This window comes from Rhabdothermincola salaria (assembly GCF_021246445.1).
GTDB lineage: Bacteria > Actinomycetota > Acidimicrobiia > Acidimicrobiales > Acidimicrobilacustridaceae > Rhabdothermincola_A > Rhabdothermincola_A salaria.
On sequence record NZ_JAJQXW010000001.1, the window covers coordinates 1,588,121 to 1,608,999 of the forward strand.

Genomic DNA, 20,879 nt, shown 5'->3' on the forward strand with positions numbered 1-20,879 from the left:
CGACCGCGGATCGTCATCTTCGGACAACCCGGCGACCGACCGCAGGGGCCCTCGCCGGCCGTTCGAGGCCTTCGTCAGCCGGCGAGCAGCTCGCTCACCTGGCGGGCCACCTCGAGGTCCTCGCGGGCGTGGACCACGAGGGTGCGCACCGTCGCGCCGTCCTCGCTCAGGTCGGCATCGGTGTCAGGAGCGTGGGCCGCATTGGCCTCGTCGTCGATGCCCAGGCCGAGGAAGGCCCCCCACGCACAGGTCGAGAGGCGCACCGACCCGGCCCGCTCGGCCACCCCACCGGTGAACACCAACACGTCGAGCCCGCTCATGGTGCCGACCATGGCGCTGATCCCCAAGCGGAGCCGGTGGTTGTAGACCTTCCACGCCAGCAGGCAGGCCTCGTCGCCGTCGGCGATCCCGGCGAGCACCTCGCGCATGTCGCCGCTGGTCCCCGAGAGCCCGGCCAGTCCTGACCGGTGCAACAACAGGTCGGTCATCTCGTCGGCGCCCAGACCGGCCTGTTGCTGCAGCCACATCAACGCCCCGGGGTCGACGTCACCCGACCGGGTGGCCATCACCAAGCCCGACAACGGCGTGAAGCCCATGGTGGTGGCCACCGATCGGCCACCCCGGACCGCGGCGAGCGATGCCCCCGCCCCCAGGTGGCAGGTCACGACGCGGAGGTCCTCGACGCGACGACCCACCATCCGGGCCGCCCGGCGCGTGGCGTAGGCGTGGCTCAAGCCGTGGAACCCGTAGACACGCAGCCCCCAACGGTCCCTCCACTCCGCCGGGACGGCGTAGGTGGCCGCCTCTCGCGGGATGGTCGTGTGGAAGGTGGTGTCGAAGCAGGCCACCGCCGGCAGGCCGGGCCGCAGCCGACGCACGACCTCGATGGCCTGCAGGGCCGGGGGGTTGTGCAACGGAGCCAGGACCGACACCTCGTCGAGATCGCCCAGGAGGTCATCGGTGATCATCGCCGGACCGGACTGCTGCGGCCCCCCGTGCACCACCCGGTGGCCCACGACGTCGATGCCGGGGGCCCGGTCGAGGAACCGCTCGAGCGCGTCGGGCTCGAGCGGTGCGTCGAGCGCCTCACCGACGATCCGGACGCCCTCGCTCGCCTCGCCCTCGACCCGCCCCCCTCCGATCGCCACCACGTCGAGCTTGACGGTGCTCGACCCGACGTTGACGACCAGGACGGTCAGGGACGGCTCGGTCACGGTTCCCAGGTCCAGTCCTGCACCTCGGGGAGGTCCTGGAGGTGCTCGGTGATGTACAGCTCGTGGGCGGCCAGCTGCGATCGGCAGTGCTCACCCAGCTCGTCGGCCCCAGCCGGCCGGCGCCGGGCCCGTCGGAGGGCCTGGAGGCAGAGCTGGTACCTGCTCACGTCGTTGAGGACCACCATGTCGAACGGGGTGGTGGTGGTGCCCTCCTCCTTGTACCCACGCACGTGGAAGCGATCCTGGCGCCCCTGTCCGTGCACCAGGAAGTGCACGGCCCGGGGATAGCCGTGGAAGGCGAACACCACGTGCTGGTCGGGCGTGAACAACTGGTTGAAGGCGACCAGGTCCATCCCGTGCGGGTGGTCGTTCGCCGGCAACAGGGTCATGAGGTCGACGATGTTGACCACGCGCACGCGCAGCTCGGGAACCCACCGACGCAGGAGCTGTGCGGCGGCCACGGTCTCCATGGTCACCACGTCGCCGGCGCAGGCCAGCACGATGTCGGGGTCCTCCCCGCCGAAGGTGCCGGCCCACTCCCAGTCGCCGTAGCCCCGGGTGCAGTGCTCGCGGGCAGCGCGCATGTCGAGCCACTGCAGCTGAGGCTGCTTGTCGATCACGATGAGGTTGACGTAGTCACGAGAGCGCAGGCAGTGGTCGGCGACCGACAACAGGGTGTTGGCGTCCGGCGGGAGGTAGACCCTCGCCACCTCGGGCTTCTTGGAGATGACCGTGTCGATGAGACCCGGGCCCTGGTGGCTGAACCCGTTGTGGTCGTTGCGCCAGCACGTCGACGTGAGGAGCACGTTCAACGAGGGGACGGGGCGCCGCCAACCGAGCTCGGCGGCAGCATCGAGCCACTTGGCGTGCTGGACCGTCATGGAGGCCGACACCATGGCGAAGGCCTCATAGGTGGCGAACAACCCGTGCCGGCCGGTCAGGTTGTAGCCCTCGAGCCAGCCGTGGCACAGGTGCTCGCTGAGGACCTCCATCACCCGCCCGTCGGGAGCGAGGTGGTCGTCGTCGTCGGTGACGGGCAGGGTCCAGCACCGGTTCTCCACGTCGAAGACGGCACCGAGGCGGTTGGAGTTCGTCTCGTCGGGTGAGAAGAGCCGGAAGTTCCCGTCCTCCGCGTTGCGCACGAAGACGTCGCGCAACCACTCCCCCAGACGGCGGGTCGACTCGTGGTACTCCTGGCCGGGCACGGTGACGTCGAAGGCGTAGTCGACGTAGTCGGGCAGATCGAGGGCGACCGACACCCGACCCCCGTTCGCCGCCGGGCTGGCGCTCATGCGACGGTCGCCCCGGGGCGCGCCGTCGACGAGATCGGGAGCCGGCCGGCCGTCGACCCCGAACAGCTCCTCGGGTCGGTAGCTGCGCATCCACTCCTCGAGCACGGCGAGGTGGTCGGGGTCGGTGCGCACCTGGTTCACCGGCACCTGGTGCGATCGGAAGGTGCCCTCGACCTGCAGACCGTCGACGACGCCGGGGCCCGTCCACCCCTTGGGGGTGCGCAGCACGATGGCCGGCCACCGCCAGGGCAGGCCGACCGCCGGATCGATGGCCCGTCCGGACCGGGCGTCGGCCCGGTTCTCGCCGATGGTGTCGACCGCCCGCTCGAGGGCGTCGGCCAGGTCGGCGTGCACCTGCTCGGGCCGGTCGCCCTCCACGAACAGCGGGTCGTAGCCGTGGGACCGCAGGAGCGCGGCCACGTCGGCGTCGTCGCTCCGGCCGAGGACCGTGGGTCCGGAGATCTTGCCGTCGTTGAGGTGCAGGATCGGCAGGACCGCCCCGTCACGGCGCGGATCGAGGAAGCGCACCCCCTTCCACGACCCCTCGAGCGGACCGGTCTCGGCTTCCCCGTCGCCCACCACGCAGGCCACGATGCGGTCGGGCGCGTCGAACGCGGCCCCGACGGCGTGCACCAGCGCGTAGCCGAGCTCACCGCCCTCGTGGATGGAGCCCGGCACCTCGACGCTCACGTGGCTGGGGAAGCCTCCCGGGGTGGAGAACTGCCGGCAGAGCCGTCGGAGTCCGGCCTCGTCCGTCCCGATGTCGGGGTAGACCTCGCTCCAGGTGCCCTCCAACCACGTGTTGGCGACGACCGCCGGACCACCGTGCCCCGGCCCGCAGACGAAGAGCATCTCGAGGTCGCGGGCGACGATGAGCCGGTTCAGGTGGGCCCACAGCAGGTTGAGGCCCGGCGACGTGCCCCAGTGTCCGAGCAACCGCGGCTTGACGTGCTCGGGGCGCAGCGGTTCGCGCAGCAGCACGTTGTCGCGGAGGTAGATCTGACCGACGGTGAGGTAGTTGGCCGCCCGCCACCACCGATCGAGGCGTTCGGCGTCCTGCTCGTCGAGCTGGGTCACGGCGCATCCCTCCCTGGCCGACCGTGCGCCGGAACCTACCGGCGCGGTCGCGGCGCATCGGGGAGGGTTCCTACCCTTTCACCCCACGTTCACCGCGACGCACCCGCCCGCCGGACCCCCGTCGACCGGCGGTCACCGCCGTCAGCTGCGCAACACCGGGTCGAGAAGGGCCAGCCCTCGCCCCCCGATCGACAGCGACCGGCCGGCCAACCCCGGGTGCTCCTCGTCGACGAGGTTGGCCATGATGTCGAGCACCAGACGCATGGTGAACCCGGTGGAGAGCGCCATCGCCAGCAGGACCCTCAGGAGCTGGGGGCGCCCGATCACCCACGCGAAGCGGCGGGCGGTCGCGAAGAAGGCGTCGTACTCGGCCTCCAGGCGAGCGCCGTACAGCGCATCGGCGTGGTGGGGGGAGGCCTGGTGACACTCGGCCGCCAGGCGGCCGGACTCGAGTCCGTAGTCGATGCCCTCGCCGTTGAACGGGTTCACGAGGCCGGCGGCGTCGCCGATGGCCACCCATCCCGGCCCGTGGCGGCGCCCGACGTGCATGGGCAGCCGCCAGGCCCGCGGGCGGGCCAGGACCTCACCCAGACCCCAGGACTCCCGTACCTGGGCGGTGTAGGCGTCGAGCATGCGGTTGAGGTTCAGGTCCGAGAAGTTCCGCATGGTGGAGAGCGCACCGACCCCGACGTTGACCACGCCGTCGCCGGCGGGGAACACCCAGCCGTAGCCCGGGACGATGTCGCCATCGGGACCCTGGACGGTCAGGCACGCCTCCATGTACCGGTCGTCGGCCCGGGTGGACGGGACGTAGGCCCGGATGGCCAGGCCGAACGGCGAGGTGGGGACCCGCACCGCACCCAGGGCCTTCGCCGCGGGCGAGCCCGCTCCCGAAGCCACGACCACGAGGTCGGCGCGCACCTCGCCGTGCTTGGTGCGCACGCCGACGACCCTCTCGCCGTCGAGCACCGGCTCGGCGACCGATCGCTCCCGCAGGTCGGCGCCGGCCTTGGCCGCCGTCTCCATGAGCAGCGCGTCGAACTCGGCCCGAGGAGCGACCGCACCGCGGGGAGGGAAGGGCCCGTCGGGCCAGTCGACCTCGCGCACGGTGCGACCGGCCTGCACCCGCAGGCCGTCGATGCGGTGGAAGGTCCCGATGTCGACCCCCATGCGGTCGAGCTCGGCCACCGCCCGAGGGGTGAGCCCGTCCCCGCAGGACTTGTCGCGGCCGCGCTCGCCCTTTTCGAAGAGCATGACGTCGGCGCCGCCGCGCGCCGCCCACGTGGCCGCGGCCGACCCCGCCGGCCCGGCCCCGATCACGGCGACATCACAACGCTCCATGCCGACCAGTCTCGCTGCTCGAGCGACGCTTCCCGCACCCGGGAGGTGAGAGTCACATGACCTTCTCACCACCCTTCGGACCCTCGGGGGCCCGGCGGGTCCTGTCCCGCACCAGAACCGTGATCATGGCGCCCTCCTCGCAAGCTCGTCGGGACGCGGTGCGGGCGTGTCGCTGGCGCTCCCATCGCCCCCTTGACGGGTCCTCGGGGTCCCGAGGCTGCCGGTGCCCACCTGTCGGACCCTCGGGGTTCCGGCGGGTCCTGTCCCGCACCAGAACCTGACGTGCTCAGTCGCTCAGAGCGGCAGCTTCGCCGAGCCGCACTCGCTCCTGTGCGCGCGTCAGAACCAGTGGTGCGGTCCACCCCCCGGGACCGTGTCCATGGCGCCCTCCTCGCAAGCTCGTCGGGACGTAGTGTGGGCGGGTCGCTGGCGCTCCCGTCGCCCACCTGAGGGCAGGCGTCAGCCGACCCGCAACAGGCGGAGGAGCGCCAGCGACGGAGCCTCAGCAGGGTCCCGCGTTTCGGCGAAGCCGGCGGAGGGAGGCTTGCCGACCGGAGCAAGATGTCACTTCGGCGAAGCCGGCGGAGGGAGGCTTGCCGACCGGAGCAAGATGTCACTTCGGCGAAGCCGGCGGAGGGAGGCTTGCCGACCGGAGCATCATGTAACTGCGTCGATGCGGTCGAGCATGTCGGGGTCGAGGCGGTCGAGGACGTCGAGGGCGCCCATGTTCTCCACCACCTGTTCGGGGGTGCTGGCACCGGTGATGACGGTGGACACGTCCGTGTTGGCCGCGCACCAGGCGATGGCCAGCTGCGACAGCGTGCACTCGAGCTCGTCGGCGATGCCGGCCAGGCGACGCACGACCTCGTTGCGGCCCGGCTCGGTGAGCATGTCGCGCAGCCACTCGTAGCCGGGCAGCGCGGCCCGGCTGCCCTCGGGCACACCGTCGAGGTACTTGCCGGTGAGCAGCCCCGAGGCGAGGGGGCTCCAGGTGGTGAGCCCCAGCCCCGTGTCCTCGTAGAGCCGGGTGTACTCCGTCTCCACGCGCCGGCGCTCGAACAGGTTGTACTGGGGCTGCTCGACGACGGGTTTGCGGAGGTGGTGGCGCTCGGCGATCTCCCACGCAGCGCGGATCTCGTCGGCCGACCACTCGGAGGTGCCCCAGTAGAGAGCGTGACCCCGCTCGATGAGGTCGGACATGGCCCACACCGTCTCCTCGATGGGGGTGTTCGGATCCGACCGGTGGCAGAACACCACGTCGACGAAGTCGAGGCCCAGCCGCTCGAGGCTGCCCTCCATGGCGTGCAGGAGGTACTTGCGGTTGAGGGTGTTGCGCATGTTGATGTCGTCGTGGAGGCCCCAGAACAGCTTGGTGGAGATCACGTACGACCACCGGGGCCATCCGAGCTCGGCGATGGCCTGGCCCATGATGCGCTCCGACTCCCCGCCGGCGTAGGACTCGGCGTTGTCGAAGAAGTTCACCCCGCGCTCGCGAGCGGCGGCCAGGCAGTCCCGGGCCAGGCCGGTGTCGAGCTGGCTGCCGAAGGTGACCCAGGAGCCGAAGGAGAGCAGGCTCACCTCCAGCCCGGAACGACCGAGACGGCGGTGTGGCATGGGTGCGTGGTTCGACATGGGCCCGATGCTAGGGACACCGCCCTCGTGGCGGCCGATCCGAGCCGATCGGCGCCCCTCAGCCGACCGGACGCGACACGGGCGCCGCCGCGGCGGCGCCCGTGTCATCGTGCTCGGGGGGGAGGACTCGAACCCCCAACGACTGGACCAGAACCAGTTGTGTTACCGATTACACCACCCCCGAAGGGCAGTCTGAGGTTAGTGGCCGCGCTCGCGACCCACCAACCTGACGCTCACAGCAGGTTGGAGAGCCGGCGGTAGCCGATGATCCGGCCCACGGCGACCGCGGCGGTCTCCCTGGCCAGGGAACGCAACGACGACGACGCCTCGGTGGGCGAGACGTGGGCGTCGAGCCCGACCTCACCGGCGATGCCCTCCACCCGCATGGCGTGGTAGGGATCGGTGACCACGATGACGTCGTCGCCCACCTGCGCCTGGCGCAGGATGACCGCCGAGGCGGCCAGCTCCTCGTAGCTGTTGGTCCCCCCGACCTCCACCTTGAGCGCCTCGTCGGGGAGACCCACGTCGCGCAGGTACTGGTAGCCGCTCTGGCCCTGGGTGAACTCGTCGCCCGGTTGCTTGCCGCCGGTGACCACCACGAGGGGCGCCACCCCCTGCTCGTAGAGGGCGGCGGCGTGGTCGAGGCGGGAGCGCAGCACCGGTGAGGGCACGCCGTTCCACTGGGCGGCGCCCATCACCACGATGGCCGACGCCGCGCTGGTGTCGTCCTGACGGGCGGCGTGCCAGACCTGCACGAAGGTCACGCCGACGTAGAGCACCCCGAGCGCGACCACGCCCAAAGCCAGGCGCACGGCCCACCGGATCACGCCCTCGTCGCCTCGATCGTCACCGGCTCAGACTCGCGCTGCTGCAGCACGGATCCGCGTCAAGGTCTCGTCGCGGCCGAGCACCTCCAACGACTCGAAGAGGGGCGGGCCCACGCTGCGACCGGTGACGGCCACCCGCACCGGGGCCTGCACCTTGCCCTTGGCCACCTCGTGATCCTCGGCGTAGGCGAACAGCACGACCTCGAGGTCCTCGCGGGTCCAGGGGCAGTCGGCGAAGACCCGCTCGGCATGGGCGAGCACCGCCACGGCGAGGTCGCGGCCCTTGACCATCACCTTCTGCCAGGACGCGTCGTCGATCACCGGCTCGGGCAGGAAGACGAAGTCGACGTAGCCGGGGACCTCGGAGAGCAGCTTCACCCGCTCCTGGACCAGGGGGGCGAGCACCTCGAAGGTGGCCACGTCGAACGCGTCGGGCGCCCACGGGACGTCCTCGGCGTAGAGCCAACGGGTGGAGCGGCTCACGAACTGCGGCAGCGAGAGGTCCCGGATGTACTCGCCGTTGAAGTGCTGCAGCTTCTTCACGTCGAAGAAGGCGCCGGCCTTGTTCACGTCGGCGAGGCGGAACAGCGCGACGATCTCGGCCAGGGGTCGGATCTCGATGCCGTCGGGCGCACCCCACCCGAGGGTGGCCAGGTAGTTCACCATCGCCTCGGAGAGGTAGCCCCGGTCGATGTAGTCGCCCACCGAGACGTCGTCGCGGCGCTTGGAGAGCTTCTGGCGCTTCTCGTTCACGATGAGGGGGAGGTGGGCGAAGGTGAGCGAGCCGGGAGTGTCGAGCGCGTCGCGCAGCAACAGCACCTTGGGCGTGACGTTGATGAGGTCCTCGCCGCGGATCACGTGGGTGATCCCCTGGGCGGCATCGTCGACGGCGTTGGCCAGGTGGAACATCGGGGTGCCGTTGGAGCGCACGATCACGAAGTCCTCGAGGTGGGCGTTCTCGAACGAGACCGCCCCCCGGATGACGTCGTCGAAGGCCACGGTGCCGTCCGTCGGCACCGCGAAGCGCACCACCCGGCCCTCGCCCGGACCGAGGCCCCGGTCGCGGCAGTGGCCGTCGTAGCCGGGCGTGCCTCCCCTGGCTTCGGCCCGGGCCTTGACCGCGTCGGGCGTGCAGTCGCACCAGTAGGCCCGGCCGGCGCCGAGCAGGGTGTCGATGGCCTCCCGGTAGGCGTCGGCGCGCTGGGACTGGTGCACCGGCGTGCCGTCCCAGTCGAGGCCCAGCCACTCGAGCGACCGGAAGATCACGTCGATGAGCTCCGGTCGGGACCGCTCGGCGTCGGTGTCCTCGATCCGCAACAGGAACTCCCCGCCCTGCTGGCGGGCGAAGAGCCAGTTGAACAGGGCCGTGCGGGCACCACCGATGTGGAGGTAGCCCGTCGGGGAGGGGGCGAAGCGCACACGGGTCGGTGGGGTGGAGACGTCGGTGGGCGCGGGGCTGGAAGTCACCCGCCGATGGTACCGTCGGCGCCCATGAGCCTCCGTCGAGCCACCCTCTCGCGCCTGGTCGCGGCCCTGGTCGTCGCCCTCGGCCTCCTCGCCGGCGCCTGCTCCAGCGGTTCCCAGCCCACGGCCGAGCCGGTCACCACCACCGTCGAGTCCACCACCACGACGGCCGCCCCCAACGTCGTCACCGTGGCCGCCGCCGTGGGCGACGAGCTCGAGGTCGTGGCCGAGCCGCCCGAGGGCATCGAACCGACCACCTCCACCTCCACGACGGTGCTCGACCGCTCCCTGCCCGCCATCCCCCGCCCGGACCTCAACTCCGCCGGAGCCCGCAAGACCGACGCCGGCTGGGCGTTCGAGAACCCCACCTACTTCGGGAACCCCCTCGTGGTGGTGGTGACCGAAGACGCCGGCGAGTGGCTGCGGGTCATGATCCCCGCTCGCCCGAACCAGCTGGAAGGGTGGGTCCGCGCCGCCGACGTCGAGACCAGCACCCACTCCTACCGCATGGAGCTGAGCCTCTCGGACTTCAACCTCAAGGTGTACGACGGCGACGAGGTCATCGAAGAGACCCAGGTCGTCATCGGCCAGGACAACACCTACACCCCGACCGGGCGCTTCTACCTGAACGAGAAGATCGAGCAGTCCAACCCCGGTGGCGTCTACGGCCCGTGGGTGCTGTCCACCAACGCCTACAGCGAGAGCCTCGACACCTTCGACGGCGGCCTTCCGGTGGTGGCCTTCCACGGCACCAACCAGCCCGAGCTCATCGGCACCCAGGCCTCCAACGGCTGCATCCGGATGCCCAACGACGTGGTGATCCGCCTGGCCGAGATCCTCCCGGCCGGCACCCCAGTCGACGTGCTGGCCTAGGACCCGGAGGTCTGGGCCGCTCGCCCCTGCGAGGGGCGCCGGTTGGGCGCCTCTCAGCTGCCTCGGGCCCTCCGGGGCCGGATCAGTGGGTGGAGGTGTCGGCGCCGTGGGCGGCGAGGGCCGCCTCGGCGAGGGCCAGCACCCGGGCCGGCTCGGCGGCCACCATGGTGGCGACCTCGGCCGGGGTGAGGCGCAGGACGTCGTCGGGCACGCTGGCGACCAACGCTCCCCGCTCGGTGTAGTGGTGCGAGCTGGCGACCCCGGCGAAGGCGTCGCGCCGGGCCGCGGCCAGCTCCGAGGTCGGCTCGGTGAGGAAGCCCCAGAGGTTGAGGGCGAAGGTGATGTCGTGGATCATCGGGGCGCGCCCGAACAGCGCAGCGCGGCGCATGGCGAGAGCCAGGCACCCGGAGAGGGCGTCGTCCTCGTGCTCCCCTGCGGTGAGCACCAGCTTCCCGCGGAACTGGTTGGCCAACTTCATGGCGTAGCCCTGGTCGGGCCCGGGGTTCCCCAGCCGGGGCCCCTGGGGCTGGCGTCCGCCGAGCTCGGCGGGCCGATCGGCTCGCCACGAATCGGGCCGACGCGGCGGCGAGGCGTAGACGCGGGCCTTGTCGTCGGTGGGCGTGGGCACGTAGTCGGGAGCAGCCATCGCCGGGCACGTTAGTTCTCGCCTCGGTGCGGAGCCCAACGTGGCCCGGGCTCCGGCGACGCCCGGTCGCCACCGCGATCGTCGCCGTCGGTTGCCGTTCACATCCACGCTGTGTCCGACGAGCGAGGAACCGTTGCGGTTCCCGGCTCCCGGTCAGGCGGCTCGGACGAGTTGGTGGGCTCGGTGGCGGATGAGGGCGTCGACGGCGTCGTCGTCGAGGGGGTCGCCGTTGGTGTCGTGGGGTCCGAGGGCGCCGCTGGTGAGCAGGGCCACGACCTCGTCGAGGATCTCGGCGATCTCGGTCAGCTCGGCGCTCTCGGCCCTCTCGGCCCTCTCGGTCAGCTCGGCCTTCTCGGTCAGCTCGGCCTTCTCGCGGACCCCGGCTTGGCCTGGGGTCGTGGCCGGCTCGAAGACGTCGACGAACTCGGCGGGCACGACCAGATCGCCGCCGCGACCAGCGGCGTCGTCGGGCTGGGCCTCGTCGGGCCGGGTGCCGTGGGTGTCGGCCGTGGTCGTTTCGGTTCCGGCGGAGCTGGCAGTGCGGCGGGTGGCCACGGACTCGGTGCCTGCCACGGGACGGTCGTTCGCGACGGGCCGGTCGTTCGCGACGGGCTCGCCGGTGGGTGGGGTGAAGGGGTCGGGGGTGAGGGCGTCGACGGTGGGGTGGTGGAGTGGGAGGCGGGGTGGTCGGGTGCGTCTCGGGGGTGGTGAGAGCACGGGTGGGCGGTCGGGGAACGTGAACACGACGGTGCCGTCGGGTTCGACGCTGAGGCCGTGGCCTTTGCGGTGCACGAGACCGTGGTGGGCGCCGCACAGGGCGACGAGGTTGACGACAGAAGTGGGGCCACCGTCGGTCCAGGCACGGACGTGGTGGATGTCGACCCAGGCGGCGGGGGCGTGACAGCCGGGGTAGCGGCAGGTGCCGTCACGGGCGAGGATGGCGTCGCGCAGGGTGGGGGTGGCCAGGCGGATGGAACGACCGTGATCGAGGATCTGTCCGTCGATGGTCAACAGCCGGGCCAGGGTGGTGCCCTCCCCGAACAGCTCGTTGACGACCTCGGGGGGCAGGGTGCGTCCTTCGATGGTTCCCATGACTGTGGATCCGCGGGCCAGGGCGTGGGTGAGGAACGCTTCGGTGGCCGGCGTGTACCCGTGCAGAGCGCACCAGGCTTCGAGTTGGTCTCTGGTGGTGATCCCGGCGCCCCACAGCACCGACGCAGCCAACGAATCCAGGTCGGCGATGGCCATGATGTGGGGGTGCTGACGCCCCGGACGGCCAGCCCTGGTCGTGTGGTGATCGAGGAAGAAGCGGGCGATGGTCACCGACGCCTCAGCTCGGCGTTGCGCGGCGGTGCGCACCTCACCGGGTTCGTCGGCGCGTTCCGCGACCCGTAGGGCGTTCTCGATCACGGTGGCATCACCCGGCGCGAAGGTGCTGCGCTGCTCGGCGCGATCGTCGAGGGTGCGTGACCACTGCGTCTCCGACGGCGCCACCACCGGCGGGGCCTCCAACCGGGCCGGATCCGCCGAGGTGACCGCATCAGCGCGGGCCACCCAGTCTTCGATGACCACCTTGGTGTCGGCCACACTCAACCCGACCAGCACCGGCGAACACACCGCGTCGTGGTCGGCGTAGAACTCGACGAGACCCTTGGGGATCAACCGGACCGCCATCTCCACCTGCGCCCCCGACAGCGACCCGTCGACCCACAACGACCCCATGGTGGGCCAGGCCGACAGGCGATCGGCACGCACCAGCAACGCCCGCGCCGCCGATTCGGTCAACCCGAGGCGGGCTCGCATCCACGACGCTTTGGTCGGGAACCCCTCACCGCGGTGACCGTCAGCGGCGAAGAACCCCACCAACGCCGCCACCCGAACCGCTTCCAGGCGATCGATCCGGGCCGACAGCGCCACGATCCCAGCCTCCCCCACCACCGCATCAGGCAAACCACCCAAGCCGCCACCGCCCAGGCCGTCGAGGCCGTCGAGGCCGTCGAGGCCGTCGCCGACCGGGCCGTGCCCATTGAGGTCGTGACCGGTCGAGTCGTGACCCTCGAGGCCGGGGTCGTTCGAACTGTGGTCAGTCGGGGTGTGCTCTGCGACCGGGGCGGCCGCGCCGGGGGCGGTGATGTCGCCGATTCTCCCGGTCGCAGCCCTTTCGAACATGCGTCCCAATCTACCAGACACATGTTCGAGATGCAGCGTAGATACCGAACTATTTCGCGACCTTTTTCGGAGTTCGAACGGATTCTCACCGGGCGCGCCGACACCCACACCGCACGTGGCCGGCGGTCCGTCTCGTCCTGCCCGCGCACCACGACCTCGGGCCCGGCGGCAGCCCGGGCTGCGCCTCCGAGGGGCCGGACCCTCAGCCCCTCAGCCCCTCAACCCCGTAGCTCACTCGAGCTCGGCCACGATCTCGCCGATGATCTTGCTGGCCTGGTGGGTGGGCAGAGGCTCGCCGCCTTCGGCGTCGGCGACCTCGGCGGCGAAGTCCTCCACGGAGTGCACGCCACCGGCGAGGACGTGGCGCAGCGCCTCGGCGCTGGCGGAGGGGTCGTCGAGCCCGGCCACCGCATCGGCGACGGCGTGATCGGGGTCCTCGGCCACGGCGTGGACGAGTGCCCTGGCCTCCTTGCGGCCGTCGGCGGTCGAAGTGGCCGCCTCGCCGTCGTGTTGTTGGAGGTCCCACTCGGCCAGGGCCTCGTCGTAGCCACCCTCGCCGGGGTGGAGGAGCCGGGTCGTCGGACCGGCGGGCTCCTCCGCCGCATCGGGCTCGTCGCCCTCGGCGTCGGGCCCACGCTCGGGTTCCACGGGGACGACCAGGGTGCCGTCGTCGTTTCGGATGATCTCCACGGTGCTCCTCGGTGGTCGACCAGCACCACGCGGTGCCGGCCCCTGGTGCCTACCCGATCCGTGGCCCGCGAGTCTCCCCTCTGCGGCGACCACCACTGCCGGCGGCCTTCCCGGAGGTGCCGCCGGCCACCGTCGAAGCGCGGCCCGACCGACGAGAGCGGCCGACCGAGAGGACCCGGGCGGTCAGTCCGAGCCGTGCAGCAGGCCGTACTGGATGGAGTCCATCAAGGCCTGCCACGAGGCCTCGATCACGTTGCTGTCGACGCCGACGGTCGTCCAGACCCGTTCGCCGTCGGTGGAGTCGACCAGCACCCGCACCACCGCCCCGGTGGCCGCTCCGCCGTCGACGACACGCACCTTGAAGTCGGTGAGGTGGATGCGGTCGAGCACCGGGAAGCGCCCGTTGAGAGCGCGCCGCACGGCGGCGTCGAGGGCGTTGACCGGGCCGTTGCCCTCGCCCACGGCGGCGACGCGGTGGCCGTCGATCCACAGCTTGACCGTGGCCTCCACGGTGACCTCGACCTCGCCGCTGGGCATGACCGGACCCTCGCGGTGGTAGCTCGAGACGCGGTAGGCCTCCACCTGGAAGAAGGACTGCTCCCAGCCGGCGGCTCGACGCATCAGCAGCTCGAGCGAGGCGTCGGCGGCTTCGAAGGTCCAGCCGACGGACTCGAGGCGCTTGAGGTCCTCGCTGAGGGCGCCCGCGGCGCGGTCGTCGAGCTCGAGCCCGAACTCGGCGGCCTTCATGGACATGCCGGCCCGGCCACCGAGGTCGGAGACGAGGACCCGGGTGTGGTTGCCGACGACCGAGGGGTCGACGTGCTCGTAGGTGGCTCCGCCGGCGCGGCCGAGCGCCGAGGTGTGCAGGCCGCCCTTGTGGGCGAAGGCGGAGACGCCGACGAAGGGGTCGGAGGGCTGGGGCGGCAGGTTGACCAGCTCGGCCACCCGGTGGCTCACCAGGGTGAGCCGCTCCATGCGGCCCTCGGGGAGGGTGGCCACGCCGAGCTTGAGGGTGAGGTCGGGGATGACCGTCATCAGGTTGGCGTTGCCGGTGCGTTCGCCGTAGCCGTTGATGGTGCCCTGGACCTGGGTCGCCCCACCGAGCACCGCGGCCACGGAGTTGGCCACCGCGCAGCCCGAGTCGTTCTGGGTGTGGATGCCGACCGCCACGTCGGCGCCCAGGTGCGAGGTGATCTGGGTGGTGATGTGCTGGACCTCGTGGGGCAGCGAACCGCCGTTGGTGTCGCACAGCACCACGCAGGCGGCGCCGTTGACCGCAGCCGCCTCGAGCACCCGGAGGGCGTACTCGGGGTTGGCCTTGTAGCCGTCGAAGAAGTGCTCGGCGTCGAAGAAGACCCGCAGGCCCGCATCGGCCAGGAAGCGCACCGACTCGCCGACCATGGCCACGCCCTCGTCGAGGGTGGTGCGCAGAGCCTCGGTGACGTGGAAGTCCCAGCTCTTGCCCACGATGCACACCGTGCCGGTGCCGGCTCCCACCAACGCCGACAGGGTGGGGTCGACGTCGACCTTGCCGGCGGGACGGCGGGTGGAGCCGAAGGCCACCAGCTCGGCGGTGGAGAGATCGAGCTCGGTGGGTGCGCGCCGGAAGAACTCCTCGTCGCGGGGGTTGGCCTGCGGGTACCCGCCCTCGATCCAGCGGACGCCGAGCCAGTCGAGCTGCTCGGCGACGCGCAGCTTGTCGTCGACCGTGAGCGAGATGCCCTCGAACTGGGCGCCGTCGCGCAGCGTCGTGTCGAAGATCTCGACCGACTCGGGGAGCTGGGGGGTGCCGGCGGCCGTGGCGCCGGGGCGGGGTGCGCCGTTGCTAGTGGACATGCTCCAACCAGTCCTTGTAGCGGTCGACCTCGCCGCGCACGGTTCGGGCGTACTCGGCTGCGATGGCCGTGGTCATCGGGCCGGGGCACGGGATGTCCCGGTCGTCGACCGAGTTGACCGCCGAGACCTCGGCGGCGGTGCCGCACACGAACATCTCCTCGCAGACGTAGAGGTCGCTGCGGGTGAGGTAGTCGAAGCGGACCTCGAAGCCGAAGTCCTTGGCGATGGCGATCACCGTGTCCTGGGTGAGGCCCTCGAGGGCCCCGGCGGCCACCGGCGGGGTGACGAGCACGCCGTCGCGGGCCACGAAGATGTTCTCGCCGGTGCACTCGCTCACGAACCCCTGCGGGCTGAGCATGATGGCTTCGTCGTAGCCAGCCTTGAGGGCCTCGACCTTGGCCAGCGAGGAGTTCACGTAGTTGCCGGTGGTCTTGGACGCCGGCGGCATGGTGTTGTGGTCGTGGCGGGTCCACGACGAGATCTTCATGCGCACGCCCTTGGTGACCGCCTCCTCGCCCAGGTAGGCGCCCCACGGCCAGCAGGCGATGGACACGTCGATGGAGCAGGGCAGGGTGTTGAGGCCCATCTCGCCGTAGCCGTAGTAGGCGATGGGACGGATGTAGGCCGATGGCAACCCGCTGGCCCGCACCACGTCCTTGGTGGCCTGCACCAGCTCCTCGACGGAGTAGGGCAGCTCCATCCCCATGATCTTGGCCGAGTTGTGCAGGCGGGCCATGTGCTCGGTGAGACGGAACACGGCCGGGCCCTGGGGCGTCTCGTAGGCCCGGATGCCCTCGAACACGCCCATGCCGTAGTGCAGGGTGTGGGTGAGCACGTGGATGCGGGCGTCGTCCCAGGCGACGAGCTCGCCGTTCATCCAGATCTTCTCGGTGGGTGTGATGGGCACAGGTGTTCCCCCTGTTACAGCCGGCCGGCGACAGCGTCGCCGATCTCGGTGGTGGATCCGGTGAGGGTGGCGGTCTCGGCACACGCCGCACGGATGCGTGCGGCCGCGTCGGCCTCGCCCAGGAAGTCGAGCATCATGGCCGCCGAGAGGATGGCGGCGACCGGGTTGGCCTTGTTCTGACCGGCGATGTCGGGGGCCGAGCCGTGCACCGGCTCGAACATCGACGGTCCGGTGCGATCGGGGTTGAGGTTGCCCGAGGAGGCGAGCCCGATGCCCCCCGACACCGCTCCACCCAGATCGGTGAGGATGTCGCCGAAGAGGTTGTCGGTGACGATCACGTCGTAGCGCTGCGGGCTCTCGACGAAGTAGATGCACGCGGCATCGACGTGGTTGTAGGCGGTCTCCACATCGGGGTACTCGGCGGCCACGGCGTCGAAGGTGCGCTCCCACAGGTCGCCGGCGAAGGTGAGCACGTTGGTCTTGTGGACCAACGTGAGGTGCTTGCGCTCCCGGCTGCGAGCCAGCTCGAAGGCGTAGCGCACGCAGCGCTCGACCCCGAAGCGGGTGTTGACCGACCCCTGCGTGGCGACCTCGTGGGGGGTCCCCTTGCGCAGGAAACCGCCCTCGCCGGCGTAGGTGCCCTCGGTGTTCTCGCGGATCACGATGAACTCGTGCCCGGGGGCCAGGAACGGACGCTGGTTCACGTAGAGGTCGAGGTCGAAGCGCATCTTGAGCAACAGCCCCCGCTCGATGACGCCAGGAGGCACGTCGGGGGTGCCTACCGCACCGAGGAAGAGGGCGTCGAGACCACGCCACTCGGCGATGGTGGCGTCGTCGAGGACGACCCCGTCGCGCAGGTAGCGCTCACCGCCGAGGTCGTAGTCGACCGTGTCGAGCTCGACACCCGCCGCCCGCACGATGCCGAGCGCGATCGGGACGACCTCGTGGCCGATGCCGTCTCCGGGGATGACTCCGATCCTGTGACTCAACGCAATTCTCCGAGCAGGCTTGGGTGGCGGCGCCGTCGGCTCTCCCGACGACGGGGCCACAGTGTGCACAGCGGCCCCTACAACGACAAAGCCGCCCACCAGGTGGACGGCCAGAGAAGCGCACACCGACGAACGGCGTGCGCTACCGAATGATCGCTACCAGGGTCGTGGGGGCGACGGGCACGACGCAGAGTGTACCCCCCTCGCCGAGGCGGCGCACAGGGGTATGCCCGCCCGCTCCGCCTCGCTACCATCCACCAGGTGCCCGACGTCCACCACCTCTCACAATCAGCCTACGACCGCCTGAGCAGCGAGCTCGAGGAGCTCACCACGCACGGCCGGGTCGACATCGCCCGCAAGATCCAGGCCGCCCGTGAGCTGGGCGACCTCTCCGAGAACGGCGACTACCACGCCGCCAAGGAGGAGCAGGGCAAGATGGAGGGACGCATCCGCCACCTGCAGGCGCTCCTGCAGGACTGCGAGATCGTGGAGGCGGGCGCCACCGACTCGGTCGCCACCGGCGTCGTCGTGTCCATCTGCTACGAAGGCGACGACGATCCGGAGCGCTTCCTCATCGGCTCCATCGAGGAGCGCAACGGCGACGTCGAGGTCGTCTCTCCGGGCTCACCGCTCGGCCAGGCGCTGATGGGCCGGCGCATCGGCGAGGTCGTCGGCTACGAGGCGCCCAACGGCGAGCTGCGGGTCGAGATCGTCGACATCGAGGCCTGAGTGGCGCCACGCCGGTGAGCCAGCCCCGGTCCTCCGCCGACGACCATGGCGAGGCCGATGATCCGGAGGCCACCGCGCCGTTCCCCACCCCCGGGTTGCCCGAGGGTCGTGTCGTGGAGCTCCCCGGTAGAGGCACGACCTTCGTGCGCGAGGTCGCGGGGCCACCAGGGGCCCCGACCGTCGTGTTGCTCCACGGCTGGACGGCCAACTCCGCCCTGAACTGGTTCGCCACCTATCAGCCTCTCGGTGAGCACTTCAGGGTGGTGGCCCTCGACCACCGGGGTCACGGTCTGGGTCTGCGCACCTGGCGTCGCTTCCGTCTGGAGGACTGCGCCGACGACGTCGCCGCCCTGGCCGAGGTGCTCGGCATCGAACGCTTCGTACCGGTCGGCTACTCGATGGGCGGCCCGATCGCCCAGCTCCTCTGGCAGCGCCACCGCTCGCGGGTCCAGGGTCTGGTGCTGTGCGCCACCAGCCGCAACTTCAAGGCCCATCCGAGCGAGCACGCCGTGTTCGGCGTCATCGCCGGGCTCACCGTGGCCGCCCGGGCCGCGCCCATCGGGTTGCGCCGGCGCGTCACCGACAGGGTCCTGGTGGCCCGCTACGAGGACACGCCGTTGGGCCGCTGGGCTCGGGACCAGGCGCGCCTCAACGACCTGCGTTCCATCCTCGAGGCCGGCCACGCGCTGTCGACGTTCTCCTCCAAGGCCTGGATACGCGACGTCGACGTCCCGACCGGGGTGGTCATCCCCCGCTTCGACGCCACCGTGCCCCCTCGACGCCAACGGCGGCTGGCCGAAGCCATCCCCGGCGCCCGGGTCTGGGAGGTCGACGGGGCCCACGACGTCTGTGCCGTCGATCCACCGGCGTTCGTGCCCGCCCTCCTCGAGGCCTGCCACCACGCCGCCGCGGGGTGAGGCGCCTGCCGGTGCGCCTCAGGTGGCCACCAGGTCGATGCGGTGGCCCAGGACCCGCTCGAGGAGGTCCTTGCGCTCCGTCCCGGTGTGCAGCTCGAGGCTGAGGTCGGCTCCCGGACGGCCGGTGACGAGGATCTGCAACGGACCCGAGCCGTTGGCGCTGGTGACCCGGAGGTGCTCGACGGGGCCGGCGTGGGAGCGGTCGAGGGCGATGGCCACCCGCAGGATGCCGGCGAGGACCGTCACCGCCTCCTGGTCCTCCGGCCGGAGGCGGGCGAACTCGGTGTGCTTGGGCTTCGGTGCGCTCTTGCGGTGGTAGCGGGCGATCAGGGCGATGAGCTCGATCTCGTGGTCGGTGAAGCCGGCCAATCGGTCGGAGTGGCGGATCAGGTAGTAGCTGTGCTTGTGGTGCTCGGAGTGGGAGATGGCCTGCCCCACGTTGGCCAGCAACGCCCCGGCCTCGAGCAGCTCGCGCCACTCGTCGTCGAGGCCGTGCCAGCGGGCGGTGGCGTCGAACAGCTCCAGCGCCAGCCCGGCCGTGCGCTCGGAGTGCTCCGGCTCGTCGTCCATCGACGCGGCGAGGGCCACCACGCTACGACGGCGGAGGTCGCGCAGGTGGTGGAGGTTGGCCCCCCGGCGGCGGGCGAGGGCATCGAGCAGCGCTCCCTCGCGCAGGGCGTAGTCCGAGAAGACCACCTCGTCGATGCCGAGGCCACGCACCACGCCGTCGAGGATGAGGGCCCCGGCCAGGATGATGTCGGCCCGCCCCGCGTCCATGCCCGGCAGCCGTCGCCGGCCCTCGACCGTCTCGGCCGCGATGAGCTCGTCGACGACGGCGGCGATCTCGGCGGCGGTCACCGAGGCGTTGTTGTAGGTCCGCGCCGGTTCGTCACCCCGCGCCGTGAGGGCCATGGCGACCACGGCCTCGGCGGTACCCGAGGACACCACCGCCACCTCGAAGCCGACCCGTTCCACGTCGCGGGCCATGGGGGCCAGCACCGAGCGGATGTTGCGTCGGCAGGCATCGACCGCACCGGGGTGGAGCCGGTCGCCCCGGAAGAAGCGCCGGGTGAGCCGGATGGCGCCGAGCTTGAGGCTCCCCACGGCGAGGGTCTCCCCCCGCTCCCCCACCAGGATCTCGGTCGAGCCGCCGCCGATGTCCACCAGCACGAGACGGCGGTCGAACACGGGAACGGCCTGCAGCACGCCCAGATGGATGAGTCGGGCCTCCTCCACCCCCGAGATGACCTCGACCTCCACGCCCGCCTCGTCGCGGGCCCGGGAGAGGAACTCCTCTGCGTTCTCCGCTTCGCGCACCGCGGAGGTGGCCACCGCGTGCACGTCGGCGTCGTGGATGGCCGCGATGCGGGCCATGCGGGCCAGGGCCTGCACCCCCCGGTCGATGGCGTCGGGGACCAGGCGCTTCATGTCGCCCGACGCCGACCCGAGGCGGACCATCTCCTTCTCCCGGGCGATGACCTCGAACTCGCCACCGCCGTCGCCGGGGCCCCGACCGATGCGAGCCACCACCATGTGGAAGGAGTTGGTGCCGATGTCGATGGCCGCGAGGGGCCGCTCGACGGGGGTGGCGTCGTCGCTCACGACGTTCACTCTTGTCGCAACCCGGCGTCGCGCTCCAGCCTGCGGGCGGCGGCCACCACCGCCGCGCCGTAGCGGCGGCCCGGTGCCCGGGTGGTCCGACCGATGGGGCCCGAGACGCTCATGGCGGCCACGATCCGGCCGTCGGCGTCGAGGACCGGCGCGCTGACCGAGGCCACGCCCGGCTCACGCTCGCCCACGCTGTCGACCCACCCCCGTCGGGGAAGGGCGTCCGGTTCGGCCAGGAGGCGCCCCGCGGAGCCGGCCCCGAGGGGGAGGCGGGCCCCGACAGGCACGATGGTGCGCAGCCCGTGGGGCGACTCGAGCGCGGCCACGCAGACCCGCACCTCGCCCTCACGCAGGTACAGCTGCACGCTCTCACCGGTGGCGTCGCGGAGCTCGGCGAGCGCGGGGCCGGCGGCGTCGACGAGGGACAGGCCTTCCGAGGCGGCCCGGCCCAGGGCGACCAGCCGGGCGCCGAGGGCGAAGCGCCCCTCGTCGTCGCGTCGCACGAGCCCGTGGTGCTCGAGGGCCACGGCGAGGCGATGGGCCGTGGCCCGGGTGAGCCCGGTCGCCTCCACCAGCTCGGCCAGGGAGCGGGGCTCGACCTCGAGCACGGCCAGCACGGCCACGGCCTTGTCGAGGACGCCCACACCACCTACACTCGATCCCACGAG

The 20,879-nt window shown here is 71.5% G+C and carries 17 protein-coding genes and 1 tRNA gene; 3 read left to right on the forward strand and 15 right to left on the reverse strand.

Going from position 1 to position 20,879, the window contains the following annotated elements:
* Nucleotides 1-74 precede the first annotated feature (74 nt).
* The 7 genes from LUW87_RS07415 to gltX form a co-directional block, all read right to left on the reverse strand.
* Nucleotides 75-1,214: an acetate/propionate family kinase gene (locus LUW87_RS07415; protein WP_232670492.1), complete on the reverse strand. Its 1,140-nt coding sequence runs from the start codon at nt 1,212-1,214 to the stop codon at nt 75-77.
* A complete protein-coding gene (locus LUW87_RS07420; RefSeq protein WP_232670493.1) occupies nt 1,211-3,583 on the reverse strand; it encodes a phosphoketolase family protein in 2,373 nt (790 codons plus the stop codon). The genes LUW87_RS07415 and LUW87_RS07420 overlap by 4 nt, the downstream gene beginning before the upstream one ends.
* Before the next feature lie 141 nt (nt 3,584-3,724).
* A complete protein-coding gene (locus LUW87_RS07425) occupies nt 3,725-4,924 on the reverse strand; it encodes a geranylgeranyl reductase family protein (RefSeq protein ID WP_232670494.1) in 1,200 nt (399 codons plus the stop codon).
* 657 nt (nt 4,925-5,581) lie between these two features.
* The gene (locus LUW87_RS07430) at nt 5,582-6,538 is read right to left on the reverse strand and encodes a potassium channel beta subunit family protein (RefSeq protein ID WP_346742426.1); all 957 of its coding nucleotides are present in this window, start codon (nt 6,536-6,538) and stop codon (nt 5,582-5,584) included.
* A gap of 130 nt (nt 6,539-6,668) precedes the next feature.
* A tRNA-Gln gene (locus LUW87_RS07435) sits at nt 6,669-6,740 on the reverse strand.
* 49 nt (nt 6,741-6,789) lie between these two features.
* Nucleotides 6,790-7,383, reverse strand: coding sequence for a YdcF family protein (locus LUW87_RS07440; RefSeq protein ID WP_232670496.1), 594 nt, complete (start codon nt 7,381-7,383; stop codon nt 6,790-6,792).
* A gap of 27 nt (nt 7,384-7,410) precedes the next feature.
* Nucleotides 7,411-8,850 carry a glutamate--tRNA ligase gene (gltX, locus tag LUW87_RS07445; RefSeq protein ID WP_232670497.1) on the reverse strand — a complete coding sequence of 480 codons (1,440 nt, stop codon included), beginning with the start codon at nt 8,848-8,850 and terminating at the stop codon, nt 7,411-7,413.
* A 24-nt stretch (nt 8,851-8,874) separates the two neighbouring features.
* Between gltX and LUW87_RS18735 the strand changes: the two genes are divergently transcribed.
* On the forward strand, nt 8,875-9,720 hold the full coding sequence (locus LUW87_RS18735) for a L,D-transpeptidase (RefSeq protein WP_283251006.1): 846 nt from the start codon (nt 8,875-8,877) through the stop codon (nt 9,718-9,720).
* Nucleotides 9,721-9,802: 82 nt separating this feature from the next.
* Here the strand turns inward: LUW87_RS18735 and LUW87_RS07455 are convergent, their stop codons facing one another.
* From LUW87_RS07455 to LUW87_RS07480, 6 genes are all read right to left on the reverse strand, one after another.
* Nucleotides 9,803-10,366: a hypothetical protein gene (locus tag LUW87_RS07455; protein ID WP_232670498.1), complete on the reverse strand. Its 564-nt coding sequence runs from the start codon at nt 10,364-10,366 to the stop codon at nt 9,803-9,805.
* Between the two features lie 153 nt (nt 10,367-10,519).
* Nucleotides 10,520-12,535: an HNH endonuclease signature motif containing protein gene (locus LUW87_RS07460; protein WP_232670499.1), complete on the reverse strand. Its 2,016-nt coding sequence runs from the start codon at nt 12,533-12,535 to the stop codon at nt 10,520-10,522.
* A gap of 231 nt (nt 12,536-12,766) precedes the next feature.
* Nucleotides 12,767-13,225: a hypothetical protein gene (locus LUW87_RS07465; protein WP_232670500.1), complete on the reverse strand. Its 459-nt coding sequence runs from the start codon at nt 13,223-13,225 to the stop codon at nt 12,767-12,769.
* 183 nt (nt 13,226-13,408) lie between these two features.
* Nucleotides 13,409-15,061: a citramalate synthase gene (gene cimA / locus LUW87_RS07470; protein WP_232670502.1), complete on the reverse strand. Its 1,653-nt coding sequence runs from the start codon at nt 15,059-15,061 to the stop codon at nt 13,409-13,411.
* On the reverse strand, nt 15,051-15,968 hold the full coding sequence (locus tag LUW87_RS07475; RefSeq protein ID WP_232670503.1) for a branched-chain amino acid transaminase: 918 nt from the start codon (nt 15,966-15,968) through the stop codon (nt 15,051-15,053). The genes cimA and LUW87_RS07475 overlap by 11 nt, the downstream gene beginning before the upstream one ends.
* Nucleotides 15,969-15,982: 14 nt before the next feature.
* Nucleotides 15,983-16,957, reverse strand: a complete 975-nt coding sequence (locus LUW87_RS07480) for a 3-isopropylmalate dehydrogenase (RefSeq protein ID WP_232670504.1) — start codon at nt 16,955-16,957, stop codon at nt 15,983-15,985.
* A 261-nt stretch (nt 16,958-17,218) separates the two neighbouring features.
* On the opposite strand from LUW87_RS07480, the gene LUW87_RS07485 reads away from it, so the two are divergent.
* Entirely contained in the window at nt 17,219-17,686 is a 468-nt protein-coding gene (locus LUW87_RS07485) for a GreA/GreB family elongation factor (RefSeq protein ID WP_232670505.1), read from the forward strand.
* A 14-nt stretch (nt 17,687-17,700) separates the two neighbouring features.
* Nucleotides 17,701-18,603: an alpha/beta fold hydrolase gene (locus tag LUW87_RS07490; protein WP_232670506.1), complete on the forward strand. Its 903-nt coding sequence runs from the start codon at nt 17,701-17,703 to the stop codon at nt 18,601-18,603.
* Between the two features lie 18 nt (nt 18,604-18,621).
* Here LUW87_RS07490 and LUW87_RS07495 read toward each other — a convergent pair whose 3' ends face one another.
* Nucleotides 18,622-20,205, reverse strand: a complete 1,584-nt coding sequence (locus LUW87_RS07495; protein WP_232670507.1) for a Ppx/GppA phosphatase family protein — start codon at nt 20,203-20,205, stop codon at nt 18,622-18,624.
* A gap of 5 nt (nt 20,206-20,210) precedes the next feature.
* Nucleotides 20,211-20,876 carry an IclR family transcriptional regulator gene (locus LUW87_RS19145; RefSeq protein WP_232670508.1) on the reverse strand — a complete coding sequence of 222 codons (666 nt, stop codon included), beginning with the start codon at nt 20,874-20,876 and terminating at the stop codon, nt 20,211-20,213.
* Nucleotides 20,877-20,879 lie beyond the last annotated feature (3 nt).

What these genes read in the sequence shown, in the direction of transcription:
- LUW87_RS07425 (WP_232670494.1), bottom strand. Translation starts at nt 4,924, where the DNA reads ATGGAGCGTTGTGATGTCGCCGTGATCGGGGCCGGGCCGGCGGGGTCG.
- LUW87_RS07430 (WP_346742426.1), bottom strand. Translation starts at nt 6,538, where the DNA reads ATGCCACACCGCCGTCTCGGTCGTTCCGGGCTGGAGGTGAGCCTGCTC.
- LUW87_RS18735 (WP_283251006.1), top strand. Translation starts at nt 8,875, where the DNA reads ATGAGCCTCCGTCGAGCCACCCTCTCGCGCCTGGTCGCGGCCCTGGTC.
- LUW87_RS07455 (WP_232670498.1), bottom strand. Translation starts at nt 10,366, where the DNA reads ATGGCTGCTCCCGACTACGTGCCCACGCCCACCGACGACAAGGCCCGC.
- LUW87_RS07460 (WP_232670499.1), bottom strand. Translation starts at nt 12,535, where the DNA reads ATGTTCGAAAGGGCTGCGACCGGGAGAATCGGCGACATCACCGCCCCC.
- cimA (WP_232670502.1), bottom strand. Translation starts at nt 15,061, where the DNA reads ATGTCCACTAGCAACGGCGCACCCCGCCCCGGCGCCACGGCCGCCGGC.